At 63.2% G+C, this 15,491-nt stretch carries 18 protein-coding genes; 7 read left to right on the forward strand and 11 right to left on the reverse strand.

What is annotated here, in order from left to right; all coding sequences use genetic code 11:
- Nucleotides 1–2: 2 nt before the first annotated feature.
- The 6 genes from NKI32_RS22465 to NKI32_RS22490 all read right to left on the reverse strand — a co-directional run bounded on the left by NKI32_RS22465 (nucleotide 3) and on the right by NKI32_RS22490 (nucleotide 2,838).
- A complete protein-coding gene (locus tag NKI32_RS22465) occupies nucleotides 3–461 on the reverse strand; it encodes a DUF1801 domain-containing protein (protein ID WP_023735570.1) in 459 nt (152 codons plus the stop codon).
- Between the two features lie 3 nt (nucleotides 462–464).
- The gene (locus NKI32_RS22470) at nucleotides 465–686 is read right to left on the reverse strand and encodes a hypothetical protein (protein WP_023668396.1); all 222 of its coding nucleotides are present in this window, start codon (nucleotides 684–686) and stop codon (nucleotides 465–467) included.
- A 100-nt stretch (nucleotides 687–786) separates the two neighbouring features.
- Complete coding sequence (locus tag NKI32_RS22475) at nucleotides 787–1,104, reverse strand: VOC family protein (RefSeq protein WP_353003648.1); 318 nt, start codon at nucleotides 1,102–1,104, stop codon at nucleotides 787–789.
- A gap of 57 nt (nucleotides 1,105–1,161) precedes the next feature.
- A complete protein-coding gene (locus NKI32_RS22480; RefSeq protein WP_023668398.1) occupies nucleotides 1,162–1,587 on the reverse strand; it encodes an SRPBCC family protein in 426 nt (141 codons plus the stop codon).
- Nucleotides 1,584–1,907, reverse strand: coding sequence for an ArsR/SmtB family transcription factor (locus tag NKI32_RS22485; RefSeq protein ID WP_023668399.1), 324 nt, complete (start codon nucleotides 1,905–1,907; stop codon nucleotides 1,584–1,586). The genes NKI32_RS22480 and NKI32_RS22485 overlap by 4 nt, the downstream gene beginning before the upstream one ends.
- A gap of 199 nt (nucleotides 1,908–2,106) precedes the next feature.
- Nucleotides 2,107–2,838 (reverse strand): hypothetical protein, encoded by a 732-nt coding sequence (locus tag NKI32_RS22490; protein ID WP_023687159.1) that lies wholly within the window; start codon nucleotides 2,836–2,838, stop codon nucleotides 2,107–2,109.
- Nucleotides 2,839–2,966: 128 nt separating this feature from the next.
- Here NKI32_RS22490 and thrC point away from each other — a divergent pair, with 128 nt between their 5' ends.
- Genes thrC through NKI32_RS22510 form a run of 4 tightly spaced genes read left to right on the forward strand, consistent with a single transcriptional unit; the run spans nucleotide 2,967 to nucleotide 9,174 of the window.
- A complete protein-coding gene (gene thrC, locus NKI32_RS22495) occupies nucleotides 2,967–4,364 on the forward strand; it encodes a threonine synthase (protein ID WP_023754850.1) in 1,398 nt (465 codons plus the stop codon).
- Nucleotides 4,365–4,378: 14 nt separating this feature from the next.
- Nucleotides 4,379–5,671 carry a M16 family metallopeptidase gene (locus NKI32_RS22500; RefSeq protein WP_023668402.1) on the forward strand — a complete coding sequence of 431 codons (1,293 nt, stop codon included), beginning with the start codon at nucleotides 4,379–4,381 and terminating at the stop codon, nucleotides 5,669–5,671.
- Between the two features lie 14 nt (nucleotides 5,672–5,685).
- Nucleotides 5,686–6,282, forward strand: coding sequence for a GNAT family N-acetyltransferase (locus NKI32_RS22505; RefSeq protein ID WP_023668403.1), 597 nt, complete (start codon nucleotides 5,686–5,688; stop codon nucleotides 6,280–6,282).
- Between the two features lie 3 nt (nucleotides 6,283–6,285).
- Complete coding sequence (locus NKI32_RS22510) at nucleotides 6,286–9,174, forward strand: EAL domain-containing protein (protein WP_031203549.1); 2,889 nt, start codon at nucleotides 6,286–6,288, stop codon at nucleotides 9,172–9,174.
- A gap of 196 nt (nucleotides 9,175–9,370) precedes the next feature.
- On the opposite strand, the gene NKI32_RS22515 is transcribed toward NKI32_RS22510, so the two are convergent.
- On the reverse strand, nucleotides 9,371–9,979 hold the full coding sequence (locus NKI32_RS22515; protein WP_023668405.1) for a YqgE/AlgH family protein: 609 nt from the start codon (nucleotides 9,977–9,979) through the stop codon (nucleotides 9,371–9,373).
- Nucleotides 9,980–10,194: 215 nt separating this feature from the next.
- On the opposite strand from NKI32_RS22515, the gene NKI32_RS22520 reads away from it, so the two are divergent.
- The 3 genes from NKI32_RS22520 (at nucleotide 10,195) to NKI32_RS22530 (ending at nucleotide 12,162) form a co-directional block, all read left to right on the forward strand.
- Nucleotides 10,195–11,001 carry a protein-disulfide reductase DsbD domain-containing protein gene (locus tag NKI32_RS22520; RefSeq protein ID WP_353003651.1) on the forward strand — a complete coding sequence of 269 codons (807 nt, stop codon included), beginning with the start codon at nucleotides 10,195–10,197 and terminating at the stop codon, nucleotides 10,999–11,001.
- Nucleotides 11,002–11,112: 111 nt separating this feature from the next.
- Nucleotides 11,113–11,595: a peroxiredoxin gene (locus tag NKI32_RS22525; protein WP_353003653.1), complete on the forward strand. Its 483-nt coding sequence runs from the start codon at nucleotides 11,113–11,115 to the stop codon at nucleotides 11,593–11,595.
- A gap of 87 nt (nucleotides 11,596–11,682) precedes the next feature.
- The gene (locus NKI32_RS22530; protein ID WP_353003655.1) at nucleotides 11,683–12,162 is read left to right on the forward strand and encodes a DUF2938 domain-containing protein; all 480 of its coding nucleotides are present in this window, start codon (nucleotides 11,683–11,685) and stop codon (nucleotides 12,160–12,162) included.
- A gap of 72 nt (nucleotides 12,163–12,234) precedes the next feature.
- Here the strand turns inward: NKI32_RS22530 and NKI32_RS22535 are convergent, their stop codons facing one another.
- From NKI32_RS22535 to ispH, 4 genes are read right to left on the reverse strand one after another with little or no spacing between them, the layout of a single operon-like run.
- Nucleotides 12,235–12,819 (reverse strand): histidine phosphatase family protein, encoded by a 585-nt coding sequence (locus NKI32_RS22535; protein ID WP_023692069.1) that lies wholly within the window; start codon nucleotides 12,817–12,819, stop codon nucleotides 12,235–12,237.
- A gap of 29 nt (nucleotides 12,820–12,848) precedes the next feature.
- Nucleotides 12,849–13,385: a ribonuclease HI gene (rnhA, locus tag NKI32_RS22540; protein ID WP_352512892.1), complete on the reverse strand. Its 537-nt coding sequence runs from the start codon at nucleotides 13,383–13,385 to the stop codon at nucleotides 12,849–12,851.
- Entirely contained in the window at nucleotides 13,382–14,344 is a 963-nt protein-coding gene (locus NKI32_RS22545) for a homoserine kinase (RefSeq protein ID WP_352803266.1), read from the reverse strand. Before NKI32_RS22545 ends, rnhA begins: the two co-directional genes overlap by 4 nt.
- 7 nt (nucleotides 14,345–14,351) lie before the next feature.
- Nucleotides 14,352–15,362: a 4-hydroxy-3-methylbut-2-enyl diphosphate reductase gene (gene ispH, locus NKI32_RS22550; protein ID WP_352861862.1), complete on the reverse strand. Its 1,011-nt coding sequence runs from the start codon at nucleotides 15,360–15,362 to the stop codon at nucleotides 14,352–14,354.
- Nucleotides 15,363–15,491 lie beyond the last annotated feature (129 nt).

A 15,491-nucleotide genomic window follows, 5' to 3' on the forward strand; every position in this document is an offset into this window, starting at 1 on the left:
GTTCACATCTTATCGCCGGGCAATCGGCTGGCCTGCTTCACCCAGGAGGCGAAGCGGGCTTCGTCGATCTCTTCGCCTTCATGGATGTCGAGATAGCGCACTTCCTTTTGCCTGGAACCGCCGGGAGGCACAGGATCGAGCGACGTGCCGCGAAAGAAGGCGACTTTGACGTATCTGGTGAAGCAATGCAGGCTGAGGAACCAACCCTCGCCCTCGATGCCATAGAACGGTGAGTTCCACTTCACCGCCTTGTAGACGCCGGGGACGGCGCTGACGATAAGTGCGTCGATCCGGCGCCCGACATCGCTTTTCCAGCCCGGCATGGCAGCAATATACGCCTGCACCGGAGCGTCCCCATAGGCCTTCGGGATCTGCGGGTTGCCGCCCGAAAGCAGGACCGGCTTTTCCGGCTTGTCTGGGGCCGGTTTTGCGACCTTCGATTTTCCCAGCGCCTTGGCCATGTCCTACCCTTGCGCGCCCTGCTCGCCACGCGATCTCGCGACGTAAGGCAGCACGAACATGTAGAGGCCGCTGAACAGCAGCAGGAAGAGCGGCAGCAGCGGCGAATAGACCACCCAGGCCGGAGGTTGCCCGAACGCCATGGTGATGAAATTGGCTGCCACGGTCAGCGTGAAGATGATCGACAGCCAACGATGGGTTTGACGTATCCATTTGCTCAAGTTCATTGCAACCCTCCTCTTGAAACCAGCGCCTACCAACGCGCCAGTTGGGTGATCTGGATGAGATTGCCGCAGCTGTCGTTGAGCTGGGCGATGGTCGAGCCGGTCACTTCTGTCGGCGCCATGGCGAACGCACCGCCGCGTCCCTTGATGCGCTCGTAATCACCCTTGACGTCGTCGGTAACAGCATGAGCGCGGGCTGCCCCTGCTTGAAGATGGCCTGCTGGTAGGCCTTGGCGGCCGGGTTGTCGTTGAGCGCCAGCTGTAGCTCGGCTCCCTCGGGCTCATCGGGTGAGATGACGGTCAGCCAACGAAAAGGCCCATTGCTGAAGTCGGCCTTCACGGCAAAGCCCAGCACGTCGGTGTAGAAGCGCAGTGCGTTGTCCTGGTTGTCCACATAGACGCTGGTCAGCTTGATCTTCATCGATTTACTCCTTTTTGCATTCGGTGCCCCGCGATCAGGGCATGGTACCGGCAGGCTTCAATCCGGCTTCGCCAGGACCTGCTCCAGCTTGGTGAGGAATTGCTGCCACCCGGCCCTGGCGCCGCCATAGGCCTGCTTCTGGCTCGGATGGAAGCCCGACTGCTCGACGCGCAGATGGGTTCCCGAGCTCGTGGGTGTGAGCGTGAACGTCACCACGCTCGTCAGATTGTAGGCGGCATCCTCATGCGCAAAATCCCAGCTGTAGGACAGCGTCCTGTTTTGCTCGATGGCCAGCACCTCGCAGTCGAGCACGCCGCCCCAGTCGCCGCGAAGATTGAAGCTGTGGCCGACGACAGGCTTGAAATCGTTCTTCATGAGCCATTCCTCAATCAGATGCGGCTGCGTCAACGCGCGCCAGATCTTCTCCGCCGGCCAGGATATTTCACGTTCGACGACGACGGTGCGCAGCTCGGGATTGCTCACTGGTCCATCCTTTTCAGCAGGCTCTCGAGATCATCGAAGCGGCTCTCCCAGAATCCAGTCATTTGAACTGTCCAGTCGGTCAGCGGGCCAAGTGCCGCGGGCTGGGCGCTGTAGTGGGTCTGGCGTCCGGCGTGGCGGTCACGCACCAGGCCGGCCAGCTTCAGGACGCCGAGATGCTTCGACACCGCCGGTTGCGAGACCCCGGACTGCGCCGTCAGCGCCCCCACGGTCTGCTCACCTTGGCGGCACAAGCGCTCGAAGATGGCCCGCCGGGTCGGGTCGGCAAGCGTTCTGAACAAAGTATCGTGGGCGTCCGGCATCGGGATCAATAACCTGCGAGCTATTGATTGACGTATAACCGCCGGGATATGGATGAGTCAAGTGCGCTGGCGGAATGGATCGAGATTAAAGCGCAGACGCGACCTGCCGCAGGCGCACGCCTGCAGGATTACGATCGGATCGTTTGGATCTTTCAAAGAGTTGACCGGCACCGTCGCAGCAGCGGCGGCGCCCAGGCGCTTAGTTCGTCGCCGGAGCGCGCTTCTTTTTCTTGCCGGACTTCTTGTCCACCGCCGCCGGCGCGGTGTCGTCATAGCCGGCATAGACAGTGTAATCCCGGGCGGAGGGTTCGGGCACGACGACGTTGGGATCGGTGAACACGAACTGGGTGGCGGTCGAGGGATCGCTGACCTGGATCTGATAGGGGTGGATCTGCGAATAAAGTACGTCGGGGCCGTGCATGACGGCAATGCGGATCGGCATGGTGATGGTGCCGGGGGCGAACAGCGGTCCCGGCACGATCTTGCCGGCAACCCCAACCTTCATCGTCAACTGGCCGTTGGCACGGCTGCAATCGCGGCTCACATCGCTGATCGAGGCCTGGTAGATGATCTTGGCCGGATCCTTGTTCGGATCGACGATGGAGCCGTCAGGCGCCGTCTGCGCGGCGGCAGCGGCCTCGGCATCCTGTGTTGCATCAGCCTTTTTCTTTTTCGGCTGCGGCGCGCCCTTGGCGTAGGTATTGAAGTATGCGGTGCCGTCACGCACCGTCACTTTCGGGCAGTAGGCCTGCAACTGGCTGGCGAGAACCTTGGGATCCTGAGGCGGTATTGGCGCATTCGGGTCGGTCTTCTTGCCGAAACCGAGATTGAGGATGCCATTGTCGCTGGATTGGCAACCGGCGGCGGCAAGCATAAAGCCGGTTAGCGCCAGACCCGCGACAAAGCGACGGTTGAACTTATGAAACGCCATGAAACTGCACTTCCCTCTCGCAAAGTTGGTGACGTATAGCAACGCCACGGCAAAAATGCGACTGAGGCGGCTCGGAAAATTAACCAATTGCCGTGGATGAAACCGGCGGCAGCAATGGACCTTTGACGATGCGCTATGTGAGTACCCGCGGGGATGCGCCCGTGCTTGGATTTGCCGATGCGGTGCTGGCGGGGCTGGCCCGCGACGGCGGGCTTTATGTGCCGCAGACATGGCCGCAGTTTTCGGCAGCCGAGATCCGCGCCATGCGCGGCCTGCCCTATGCGGACCTCGCCATCCGCGTGCTGACGCCCTTCCTCGGCGGCGAGATCGCCGCACCCGTCTTCGAGCGCCTGGTGCGAGAAGCCTATGCCACCTTCCGCCACCGGGCCGTCTGCCCGCTGGTGCAGACCGGCGCCAACACGTTCATCCTCGAGCTCTTCCACGGTCCGACGCTGGCCTTCAAGGACGTTGCCATGCAGCTGCTTGCCCGGCTGATGGACCATGTACTGACTGAGCGTGGCCAGCGCGCCACCATCGTCGGCGCGACCTCGGGTGACACTGGCGGCGCCGCCATCGATGCCTTCGCCGGCCGCGACCGAACTGACATTTTCGTGATGTTCCCGCATGGCCGCGTCTCGCCGGTGCAGCAGCGGCAGATGACGACATCGACTGCCGCCAACGTCCAGGCGCTGGCGATCGAAGGCAATTTCGACGATTGCCAGGGCCTGCTGAAGGATATGTTCAACGATCATCGTTTTCGTGATCGCGTGTCGCTGTCGGGCGTCAATTCGATCAACTGGGCCCGCATCATGGCCCAGATCGTCTATTATTTTTCCTCGGCGCTTTCGCTCGGCGCGCCGGACAGGCCGGTCTCCTTTACCGTGCCGACCGGCAATTTCGGCGATATTTTCGCCGGTTACGCCGCCAAGAAGATGGGCCTGCCGATCGAGCGGCTGATCGTCGCCACCAACGACAACGACATATTGGCGCGCACTTTCGCGACCGGTGAATACCGCACCAAGGGTGTGTTTGCGACGACGTCGCCATCGATGGACATCCAGGTATCGTCGAACTTCGAGCGACTGCTGTTCGAGGCCTGCGACCGTAACGCAGAGACGGTGCGGCGTTACATGGCCGGCCTCAAGCAATCCGGCGCCTTCACCATCGAAACCGCGGAAATCGACCGGATGCGGTCCGAATTCGACGCCGGACGCGCTGATATGGACGAGGTTGCCGCCACCATCCGTTCAACGCTCGAATCCAGCAATTATCTGCTCGATCCGCACACGGCCGCGGCCGTGCATGTCGCCGCCGGCAAGGCTGACGGTGCAGTGCCGATGGTGGTGCTGGGCACGGCGCACCCGGCCAAGTTCCCGGCCGCGGTCGAAGCCGCCTGCGGCGTGTCGCCGGCCCTGCCCGCATGGCTGGGGTCCTTGATGTCAGCCGACGAAAAGTACACGGTACTTCCATCCGACCTGAAAATGGTGGAAGATTACGTGAGCCGCCACTCAAGGGCAGCGCGTTAGGGAGTACTTGCCATATGGGTGTTGAGGTAAGCCGTCTGTCGAACGGCCTGACAGTCGCCACCGAAACCCTTCCAAGCCTCGAATCCGTTGCCCTTGGCGCCTGGGTCAAGTCCGGCGCCCGCAATGAGCGTGACGACGAGCACGGAATGGCCCATCTGCTCGAGCATATGGCCTTCAAGGGTACGAAAAGGCGGACGGCCTTCGAGATCGCCTCGGAAATCGAGGATGTCGGCGGCGAGATCAATGCCGCCACATCAGTCGAGACGACGTCCTATTACGCCAGGGTGCTGTCCGACGATGTGCCGCTGGCGGTGGATATCCTTGCCGATATCCTGCAGGAGTCCGAATTCGACCCGGAGGAACTGGAGCGCGAGCAGCATGTGATCCTGCAGGAGATCGGCGCCGCGCACGACACACCCGACGACATCGTCTTCGACCGTTTCACCGAGACCGCCTTCCGCCACCAGACGATCGGCCGCTCGATCCTCGGCACGCCGGAAACCGTCAAATCCTTCACCTCCAAACAGCTGCATGATTTCATCGAGCGCCAATATGGCGCCGAGAAGATGGTGATCGTGGCGGCCGGCGACATCAAGCACGACAATTTCGTGCGCGAGGTCGAAAAGCAGCTCGGCGGTTTCCGCAGCAAGTCCGACAGCACGATGCCCCAATATGCGCAGTATGTCGGCGGCGATTTCCGCGAGGATCGCGACCTGATGGACGCGCAGATCGTGCTCGGCTTCGAAGGCCGAGCCTATCATGTGCGCGATTTCTACGCTTCGCAGGTGCTGTCGATGATCCTCGGCGGCGGCATGTCGTCCCGGCTGTTCCAGGAGGTCCGCGAAAAGCGTGGCCTGTGCTATTCGGTCTATGCCTTCCACTGGGGTTTTTCCGATACCGGCATCTTCGGCGTTCATGCCGCGACCGGGCAGAGCGACATTGCCGAACTGGTTCCGGTCATTATCGACGAGCTGCAGAAGGCCGGCGAGAATATCCTTCAGGAAGAGCTCGACCGCGCCCGCGCGCAATACCGCGCCGGCCTGATCATGTCGGCTGAAAGCCCGGCCAGCCGCGCCTCGCAGATCGCCAGGCAGCTGCTTCTGTTCGGCCGGCCGATCGCCAAGGAGGAGTTGATGGAACGGCTGTCGGCGCTGACCGTCGAGCGGCTGACCGACCTTTCGTCCCGGCTGTTTTCGACCAAGCCGACGCTGACTGCGGTTGGACCGGTGGGTACGCTCGCGCCCTATGAGGCGATTCTCGATTCGCTTGCGGGCACGCACACCACGGCCCGCAAGCTCGCCGTCTAAGCCTTCAAGCGCCGGTGTTCGCGCTCCCTTTCTTTCGCCGTGACCTGCCGGCACTGAAAGGCGACCGGGTCATGCTGCGCGTGCCCTACACCAACGACTATCGCGAATGGTCGGCGGTGCGCGGCGAAAGCCGTGCCTTCCTCGAACCGTGGGAGCCGCGCTGGACGCCCGATGAACTCGACCGCACCGCCTGGCGGCTGCGCATCGGCCGCTACCGCGAAGACTATGCGCAGGGGACAGCCATCGCCTTCTTCATCTTCGAGAAGGCGAGCGGCAAGCTTGCCGGCGGCATTACGCTCGGCAATATCCGCCACGGCGTCTCGCAAAGCGGCCATGTCGGGTACTGGATCGGGGAGCGGTTTGGCGGCCGCGGCCTGATGACCGACGCGGTCAAGGTGGTCTGCCGCTTCGCCTTCGATACGCTGAGGTTGCACCGGATCGAAGCTGCCTGTATTCCCGACAATGTCCGGTCGATCCGCGTGCTTGAAAAAGCCGGATTCCGGCGCGAAGGACTTCTGCGATCCTACCTCAGGATCAACGGCATCTGGCAGGACCACTACCTCTACGCCCGGATCGCGGACGATCCGCCGGGCGCTGGAACGAAGGACTGATTTTTGACGAATTTCCTGCGAAACGGGTCGCTGTTGGCCTTTGTTCTGGCGGCTGTCGTCACGCTTTGCGCGGCGCTCCCGGCCTTCGCCGTCGAACCGATCAAGATTGCCCGCGACGACGTAGCGCTCGACCTGTCGCGCGCCGTCGAGATCTACCGCAACCAGGGCGAAAACTTCCAGGTGTCGACCGCGCCCGGTCCCGACGGCATCGTGCGGCGCATCGAGGTCGAGGCCAATGACGCGCGCTCGAGCGGCGACTGGGCGGTGTTCGCGCTCGCCAACACCACCGACCAGCAGCTCGACCGGCTGATCGTGGCGCCGCATTTCCGGCTGGTGAATTCCGGCATCTTCTGGCCCGATCTCGGCGCCACCCGCATCGCCGCGATCACCCCCAGCGAGGGCTTCGCGCTCGACCGCCAGTCAAGCTCCGACGCCGACGTGTTCCGGGTGACGCTGAACCCGGGAACGGTGATCACCTTCATCGCCGAACTCGCCTCGCCGAAGCTGCCGCAGGTCTATCTATGGGAGCCGGAAGCCTACAAGGACTCGGTCAATTCCTACACGCTGTTTCGCGGCATCGTCATCGGCATCGCCGGGCTGCTGGCGCTGTTCCTGACCATCCTTTTCGTCGTCAAGGGAACCTCGATGTTTCCGGCGACAGCCGCACTTGCGTGGGCGGTACTTGCCTATATCTGCGTCGATTTCGGCTTTCTGAACAAGATCATAGAGATATCGCCCGGCAACGAGCAGATGTGGCGGGCGGGAACGGAGGTGGCGCTTGCGGCGACCTTCGTGGTGTTCCTGTTCGCCTATCTCAACCTCAACCGGTGGCACGGGCATTTCAGCTATGGCGCGCTGGTCTGGATTCTCGGCCTGGTGCTGATCGCGGGTGTGGCCATCATCGATCCGGCCGTCGCCGCCGGTATTGCCCGGCTGTCCTTTGCCGCCACAGCGCTGACCGGGCTCGGCCTCATCATCCTGCTCGGTCTTCGTGGTTACGACCGTGCGATCATGCTGGTGCCCAGTTGGGTGATGGTGCTGCTATGGCTGTGCGGGTCGTGGATGGCGATCACCGGCATGCTCGACAACGACATCGCCCAGCCGGCATTGGGCGGCGGGCTGATCCTGATCATCCTTTTGATCGGCTTCACCGTCATGCAGCATGCCTTTGCCGGCGGCGCGCTGCATCAGGGCCTGTTCTCCGATCTCGAGCGCCAGGCGCTGGCCGTCGCCGGCTCCGGCGACACGGTGTGGGACTGGGACGTGCTGCGCGACCGCGTCGTCACCAAGCCCGACGTCAGCATCCAGCTTGGCCTGGCGCCCAACAGCCTGGGGGGTGCGGCCCGCAACTGGCTGCCGGTGCTGCATGCCGACGACCGCGACACGTTCCGCACCACCCTCGACGTGGTGCTCGAACATCGGCGCGGCCGGGTCTCGCAGAATTTCCGCCTGCGCGGCGCCGACGGGCACTACCACTGGTTCTTGCTTCGGGCGCGGCCGGTGATCGGCTCGGACGGCGAAGTGATTCGCTGCGTCGGCACCATGGTCGACGTCACCGAGCAGAAAAAGTCCGAGGAAAGGCTGCTGCACGATGCCGTTCACGACAATCTGACCGGCCTGCCCAACCGCGAACTTCTGATGAACCGGCTGGAAGCCATCATCTCGATCGCGCGCACCGAAGAGAAGGTGCGCCCGACCGTCTTCGTCATCGACATCGACCGTTTCAAGCAGGTCAATGACGGGCTTGGCATCTCGGCCGGCGACACCATCCTGCTCACCATTGCGCGCCGCTTGCACCGGCTGTTGAAACCGAAGGATTCGCTGTCGCGCTTTGCCGGTGACCAGTTCGCCCTGATGCTGCTCTCCGAACAGGAACCCTCCCGCATCGCGGCGGTGGCAGACGCCATCAAGCACGCCATCAACAACCCGATCACCTTCGCCAAGCGCGAGATCGTGCTGACCGCCTCGATCGGCCTGATCACCTGGACCTCGGCGCAGACTTCGGCAGAAGACATGGTCAAGGACGCCGAGCTTGCCATGCACCAGGCCAAGCGCTTCGGCGGCGACAGGATCGAGCCGTTCCGGCCGGCCTTCCGCACCGTCGGCACCGACCGGCTGCAATTCGAATCCGATCTGCGCCGCGCCATCGAGCGGCGCGAATTCACCCTTGCCTACCAGCCGATCGTGCGGCTGGAGGACGGCAGCATTGCCGGCTTCGAAGCGCTGCTGCGTTGGGACCATCCGCGCCGCGGCATGATCCCGCCCGGCGATTTCATCCCGGTCGCCGAAAGCTGTGGCCTGATCGTGCAGCTTGGGCTGTTTGCCATGCAGCAGGCGGCCGAAGACCTCGCCGGCTGGCAAAAGCAGATCGGCGACACGCCACTGTCGGTGTCGGTCAATCTGTCCAGTCGCCAGCTGATCCGCCGCGACCTGGTCAGCGATGTCCGCTCGGTCATCGCGCGCGCCAATCTGAAGCCGCGCTGCTTCCGGCTCGAACTTACCGAATCGCTGGTGATGGACAATCCAGAGCAAACCTCGCATGTGCTGACCAAGCTCAAGCAGCTCGGCATCGGCCTGTCGCTGGACGATTTCGGCACCGGCTATTCCTCGCTCGCCTATCTGACCCGCTTCCCCTTCGACACCATCAAGATCGACAAGAGCTTCGTCGACGACGCGACGCCGAAGCGGGCGGTGCTGCTCAAATCCATGGTCAACATGGCGCATGAACTCGGCCTGTCGGTGGTGGCCGAGGGCATTTCCGACGAAAGCGATGCGCTGGAACTGCGCCAGATGGGCTGCGAGTATGTGCAAAGCTTCATGTTCGGCGCGCCGATGCCAGGCGACCAGGTGCTGAAGGCGTTGAAAGAGCAGTACCCGATGACGCAGGCGTGATGGGTGAGGCATGCGTCGTGCAGGCGCGTGGTTACATTGGAATGAACCCCGAAAATTAGCTGAAGCGACCGCGCCTTCGTCATCCTGGGGCGAAGCAAGGAGCGCAGCGACGCGGCGCAGACCCTAGGATGACGAAAGTGGCGGGCGGCTTCGGCTAGTCGCGAAGGTTCGGCGGAACGTCGGCGAATGCGAGGCCTCAGGCGTGCCCCGCGGCCAGGCTCAGATGCGCCAGATCAATCCCGATCGATGCCAGGATGCGGTCGTACTTCCGCTCGATGTCGGCGTCGAACAGCAGCTCCGGCGTGGCCGGACAGGTCAGCCAGCCATTCTCGGCGATCTCGGTTTCCAGCTGGCCGGCGCCCCAGCCGGAATAGCCGAGCGCCATCAATGCGCGCCGCGGGCCGCGGCCGGACGAGATGGCGCGCAATATGTCGACCGTCGCGGTCAGGCAGATATCGTCGGAGACGGTGAGCGAGGATTCCACCCGGTAGTCGCCCGAGTGCAGGACGAAGCCGCGGCTGCGGTCCACCGGGCCGCCATTGCGCACGACGAAGTCGCGGGCCTGCGCCGGCAGCCTGATCGCCTCCTGCTCGTTCATGATGCCGAGCTGCACCAGAAGATCGGGAAACAGCATCTGTTGCGTCTGGTTGATGATCAGGCCCATGGCGCCTTCATCGCTGTGCGCACAGATGTAGATGACCGAGCGCGTGAAGCGATCGTCCTTCATGCCGGGCATGGCAATCAGAAACTGGTCGTCAAGAAAGCCGCGTCCACCGGCCGTCTTTTTGTGGCGCAACAAGTCCATGGACGGGAGCGTAACGCGTTTCCGGGACGCCGAAAAGATGCGCCGCGTGGGATTCGGCCAAAGCCCGATGGTTGGAACAACGGATTCCTGGCTGTAAACTTTGCTCGGCCGATTGCTTGAACCCAACTGTTCCTTGCCCGAAGGTCACGCAAATATGATACGCAGAGCGCCATGAAAACATTGCGCGGCCATGAACTGACGATCAAATCAACGCCATGCAAAGCTTGAAAATCCTGCTGCTCGGCGCCGCCATCGGATGCGGAGTAGCCCTTCCCGCCGCCGCCTCGTCTTCCGACTGGTACAACAGCGAAGGCGGCAGGGTGCGGCTGGTGACATCAGGCAAGGCCGACGAGGCAGGCCGCATCCATGGCGTGCTCGACATCGCGCTCAAGCCCGGCTGGAAGACCTATTGGCGCGATCCGGGCGACGCCGGCGTGCCGCCGCAGATCGACGTTTCGGCCAGCACCAACATCACCGATGCGGCGTTTTCCTTCCCGCCGCCGCGGCGCCATGACGACGGCTACGGCAAATGGGCCGGCTACAACCATCCGGTCTCGCTGCCGGTGACATTCACTTTGTCGTCGCCTGGGGATGCGGCCGTCATCGATGCCGACATCTTTCTTGGCATCTGCGAGACGATCTGTATTCCGGTGCAGACGCGGCTGAGCGTCGATCCCGCCGCCGATCCCGACAATGCCGAGGATGCGGCGCTGGTGAAGGCTGCACTCGCCACCTTGCCCGCGCCTGCCAAGCCCGATTTCGGGATCAAGGTGCTGCCGGGCGACCATGAGACGCTGATGGTCGAGGCGACTTTTCCCGGAGATCCGGAGGCGGCGGATTTATTCGTCGCCGGGGGACGCGACTATATGTTCGGGGCGCCTGCACGCAACGAAAAGGACGGCCGGCTGGTATTTACCATTCCGATCCTCGACCGGCCGTCGACGACACCGACCGATGGGGGGTTGTATTACACCCTGACAAGTGCCGAAGGCGCGGTCGAGGGCGTTCTGCCGTTCCCCTGATACGGCACCCGATCCAGGCTTTCCCTTGATCCAGGCCTTGTCGGCGGTTGCGGGAGATGCCCGATTTCGCTATCGCAAGAAACCTTCCCTGCTTTTCACACGAGGACCATCATGACGATTGCCGTTGGCGACGAACTGCCCGATGCGACCTTCAAGGAAATGACCGCCGACGGCGCCAAGGTGATCACCTCGGCCGAGATTTTCGCGGGCAAGAAGGTCGTGCTGTTCGGCGTTCCAGGCGCCTTCACGCCGACCTGCAGCAACAATCATCTGCCGGGCTATCTCGAGAACCACGATGCCATCCTGGCCCGCGGCGTCGACACCATCGCCGTCGTGTCCGTCAACGATGTCCATGTCATGGGCGCCTGGGCGAATTTCACCGGCGGTCAAGGCAAGATCCTCTATCTCGCCGACGGCAATGGCGACTTCGCCAGGTCGATCGGCCTCGACTCCGACTATTCCAGCGGCGGCATGGGATTGCGCTCGAAGCGCTTCTCGATGATCGTCGACAACGGCAAGGTCACGGCGCTCAATGTCGAAACCAAGCCAGGAGTCGACACATCGGGTGCCGCTCACATTCTGAGCCAGCTCTAAACCGCGGCGGCCGCCTCGGCTCATGAGCGCCATGGCCTGACGACCACGCGCTTCCAGCCGGATTGCTTGCTTTGGGGGACATCGACGATGTTTGACATCATCTGGCGCAGCATTGCGATTGGCATCGGCGCCACGGTGCTGATGGATCTTTGGGCGCTGTTCCTGCATCTGGCGCTCAGCCAGCCGCGGCCGAACTGGGGGCCGCCCGGCCGCTGGGTCTGGCACCTTAGGGAAGGCAAGGTTTTCCACGACGATATCGGCCAAGCCGCACCCTATGCGCATGAGCAGGCGCTGGGCTGGGCTTTCCACTATGTCACCGGCATCGTCTACGGCTTCATCCTGGTGGCGCTGGTGGGCAGGGCATGGCTGGACGCGCCGACCTTCCTGCCGGCCTTCATCCTCGGCATGGTCACCATCGGCGCCGGCTGGTTCCTGCTGGCGCCCGGCATGGGCGCCGGCTGGGCCGCCTCAAAGCGCCCCAACGCGATACAGATCCGCGCCTTCAACGTGATCTCGCACACGGTGTTCGCGCTCGGCCTCTACGGCACGGCCCTGCTGATCCGCTGAGGACGGGTTCTATCCGTTGGTCGCGCGCGGCTTCATCGCGGCTACGGTATCGATGATCTCCTGACATCCGCTTTAGCGCGGCGCCAGACTGTCTATCGGCCGCCATCCGTGGACGACGCGGCGCGTGCCGACATCATAGGCGAAGTAATTACCACCGCCGGCCGGCTGGTCCGCCGCGCGGCTGATTGCGCGGCCGCTGAGCGAGAGCAGCAGCAATGTTCCGACGCCGCCATGGCCGACGAAGGCAATGTCGCCGCCATCGGCAGCACCCAGCACCGTTTCGACCTCGCTGACAATGCGTTGCTGGGCATCGATGGCCCGCTCCCAGCCGCGGATGCTTTTGTGCGGGTCGGCGAAGAACTGGTCGGCGACCGCCTCGAACTCCGGCGGCGGCAGGAAGCCGGTTGCCGACCGATCGTTCTCATGCATGCGCTCCCTCACCTCGACCGCGAGGCCGAGGTGTTTGCCAAGAATCTCGGCGGTTTCGATCGCCTTGCGCTCGGCCGACGAGACGACACGGCGGATCGATCCGACCCATGGCTGATCGAGCATGGCTGATGCTCGCGCTCGTCCGATCTCGGATAGCCCCCAGTGCGGCACGGGAACGTTGGCATCGATCTGAACCTGGGGATGGGTGATGTAGTATACGATCGGCATGAGTGAGATCCCCTGCCGATAGCTTGAGCTCAATAGCTTTGGGTCGAGCGCCGTGCCCGTGGCGCCGGCTGCTTCTCGGATGCCGCCGGCTTCAGCGCCACTTTCGGCGCCGCAGGTTTGGCTGAGCCCCTCTTGAACGGCGCCATACCTTCCCTTGCGAGTTCGTCGGCGCGTTCGTTCTCGGTGTGGCCGGCATGGCCCTTGACCCAGTTCCAGGTCACCTTGTGGCGCCGATTGGCCTCATCCAGCGCCTGCCACAGTTCACCGTTCTTGACCGGCTTCCTGTCAGCGGTCTTCCAGCCGTTTTTCTTCCAGCCGTGGATCCATTTGGAGATACCGTCCATGACATATTTGCTGTCGGTGTGAAGCTCGACGGCGCACGGCTCCTTCAGCGCATTCAGCGCCGAGATGGCGGCCAGCAGCTCCATACGGTTATTGGTCGTCTCGGCCTCGCCGCCCGACAATTCCCTGGTCTTGCCGTTGAAGCGCAGGATGGCGCCCCAGCCGCCGGGACCGGGATTGCCCGAGCAGGCACCGTCGGTGAAGATTTCAACCTGCTTGGTCATGTCAGTCCGTATTCCGAAGGCGACTTGATCGCGCGGTGGAAGCGCATGCGGCGGATATATTCGGTCGGATCGCGCTTCATGACCAGCCCGCCGTCGGGAACGGTCAGCCAGTCATAGAGCCGGGTCAGCATAAAGCGCAGCGCCGAGCCGCGCGAAAGCATCGGCAGCGCTGCTTTCTCGCCCTCGCTCAAAGGCCGCACGCTCCGATAGCCGGCCAGCAGCGCCGTGCCTTTGGTCAGGTTGAAGGAGAAATCCTTCTCGAAACACCAGGCGTTGAGACAGGTGGCGACGTCATAGGCGTAGAGGTCGTGGCAGGCGAAATAGAAGTCGATGAGGCCGGACAGTTTCTCGCCGAGGAAGAAGACATTGTCGGGAAACAGATCGGCATGGATGATGCCGGCAGGAAGGCCCTGCGGCCAATGGCGTTCGAAATCCGCGAAATCGGCGTCGACCTCGGCCGCCAGTCCCGGCTCGACCTCGTCGGCTCGGTCGCGCGAGGCGTTCCACAATTTGCGCCAGCCCTCGATGGCCAGTGCGTTGTCACGCGTCATCGCAAAATCCTGCCCGGCCAAATGCAGGGCGGCGAGCGCCTTGCCGACCTCGGCGCAATGCGCCGCTGTCGGCCGCCGCAGCGACAGGCCTTCGAGGAAGGTGATGATGACCGCGGGACGGCCGGCCAGCGTGCCGATGACGGTGCCGTCATGCGCGGTCACCGGCAGCGGGCAGGAAATGCCTTTGCGGGCGAGATGGCCCATCAGGCCGAGGAAGAACGGCAGATCGGCCTTGTCGACGCGCTTCTCGTAGAGCGTTAGGATGTAAGAGCCGCTTGAGGTGTGCAGCAGGAAATTCGAATTCTCGGTGCCTTCGGCGATCCCCTTGTAGGACAAGAGTTCGCCGACTGGATATGCCCTCAGGAACGCGCCGAGTTCGCCCTCATTGACGTCGGTGTAGACCGCCATGGGCTGTTCACGCGGCTCCGTTGACGAAGGCCATGTCGGCCCGCGTCAGTTCGACATCGCGCAGAACCCGCATGACTGGAAAATCCTCCGTTTCGGTGGCCGTGATCGCCAGGTCGATGTTCACCTCGAAGCGCTGGCGGAAGGCGTCGATGATCTCGTCGACGATGATCTCCGGCGCCGACGCGCCGGCAGACAGGCCGAGCGTCGAGATATTTGTGATGTCATTCCACGGAATTTCGGCGGCGCGCTGTACGAGAAGCGACATGGTGGCGCCGGCGCGCTCCGCCACTTCCACAAGACGGCGCGAATTGGAGGAATTGGGCGCTCCGACGATCAGGTAGAGATCGGCGCCGGCGGCGGTTTCCTTGACCGCTTCCTGGCGGTTGGTGGTGGCGTAGCAGATCGATTCGGCGGCCGGTGCATGCAGCTGCGGGAAGCGCTCCTGCAGCACCCGCAATATGCCGGCAGTGTCTTCGACCGACAACGTTGTCTGGCTGACGAAGCCGAGGGCTTCCGGGTCGGCGGGGGCAAAGGTCGCAGCGTCGGCTTCGGTCTCGATCAGCGTGACGGCGCCTTCCGTCAACTGGCCCATGGTGCCGATCACTTCGGGATGGCCAGCATGGCCGATCAAAAGCACATGGCGGCCGAGCCGCTGATGGCGCATCGCCTGCTTGTGCACCTTGGAGACCAGCGGGCAGGTGGCGTCGAGATAGAAGAGCTCGCGTGCCTTGGCGTCGGCCGGCACCGATTTCGGCACGCCGTGGGCCGAGAAGACAACCGGCGACTTGCGGTGCTCGGCCGGGATTTCCGAGAGTTCCTCGATGAAAACCGCGCCAAGGCTTTGCAGGCCCTCGACGACATAGCGGTTGTGCACGATCTCGTGGCGGACATAGACCGGCGCGCCGTATTTCTTCAACGCCAGCACGACGATCTGGATCGCGCGGTCGACACCGGCGCAAAAGCCGCGCGGCTGGCAGAGCCGGATCGTCAGCGGTGGTTTTGTGGCGGTCTGCAGCATGATTCCAGATCGGTTGATCGTATCGTTTGGCGAAATGAGGTGTGCACCCCTGCCCTGTCAAGGGCAGTTGGATCAGGTTGAATGGTCAACCTGATCTAACTCTTTGTTGGAGCATGATCTTGTCCGAAA

The organism is Mesorhizobium sp. M0761, assembly GCF_040320205.1.
GTDB lineage: Bacteria > Pseudomonadota > Alphaproteobacteria > Rhizobiales > Rhizobiaceae > Mesorhizobium.

Coding starts and splice junctions, on each gene's coding strand:
- NKI32_RS22465 (WP_023735570.1), bottom strand. CDS start 461: ATGGCCAAGGCGCTGGGAAAATCGAAGGTCGCAAAACCGGCCCCAGAC.
- NKI32_RS22470 (WP_023668396.1), bottom strand. CDS start 686: ATGAACTTGAGCAAATGGATACGTCAAACCCATCGTTGGCTGTCGATC.
- NKI32_RS22475 (WP_353003648.1), bottom strand. CDS start 1,104: ATGAAGATCAAGCTGACCAGCGTCTATGTGGACAACCAGGACAACGCA.
- NKI32_RS22485 (WP_023668399.1), bottom strand. CDS start 1,907: ATGCCGGACGCCCACGATACTTTGTTCAGAACGCTTGCCGACCCGACC.
- NKI32_RS22490 (WP_023687159.1), bottom strand. CDS start 2,838: ATGGCGTTTCATAAGTTCAACCGTCGCTTTGTCGCGGGTCTGGCGCTA.
- thrC (WP_023754850.1), top strand. CDS start 2,967: ATGCGCTATGTGAGTACCCGCGGGGATGCGCCCGTGCTTGGATTTGCC.
- NKI32_RS22500 (WP_023668402.1), top strand. CDS start 4,379: ATGGGTGTTGAGGTAAGCCGTCTGTCGAACGGCCTGACAGTCGCCACC.
- NKI32_RS22515 (WP_023668405.1), bottom strand. CDS start 9,979: ATGGACTTGTTGCGCCACAAAAAGACGGCCGGTGGACGCGGCTTTCTT.
- NKI32_RS22520 (WP_353003651.1), top strand. CDS start 10,195: ATGCAAAGCTTGAAAATCCTGCTGCTCGGCGCCGCCATCGGATGCGGA.
- NKI32_RS22525 (WP_353003653.1), top strand. CDS start 11,113: ATGACGATTGCCGTTGGCGACGAACTGCCCGATGCGACCTTCAAGGAA.
- NKI32_RS22530 (WP_353003655.1), top strand. CDS start 11,683: ATGTTTGACATCATCTGGCGCAGCATTGCGATTGGCATCGGCGCCACG.
- NKI32_RS22535 (WP_023692069.1), bottom strand. CDS start 12,819: ATGCCGATCGTATACTACATCACCCATCCCCAGGTTCAGATCGATGCC.
- rnhA (WP_352512892.1), bottom strand. CDS start 13,385: ATGACCAAGCAGGTTGAAATCTTCACCGACGGTGCCTGCTCGGGCAAT.
- NKI32_RS22545 (WP_352803266.1), bottom strand. CDS start 14,344: ATGGCGGTCTACACCGACGTCAATGAGGGCGAACTCGGCGCGTTCCTG.
- ispH (WP_352861862.1), bottom strand. CDS start 15,362: ATGCTGCAGACCGCCACAAAACCACCGCTGACGATCCGGCTCTGCCAG.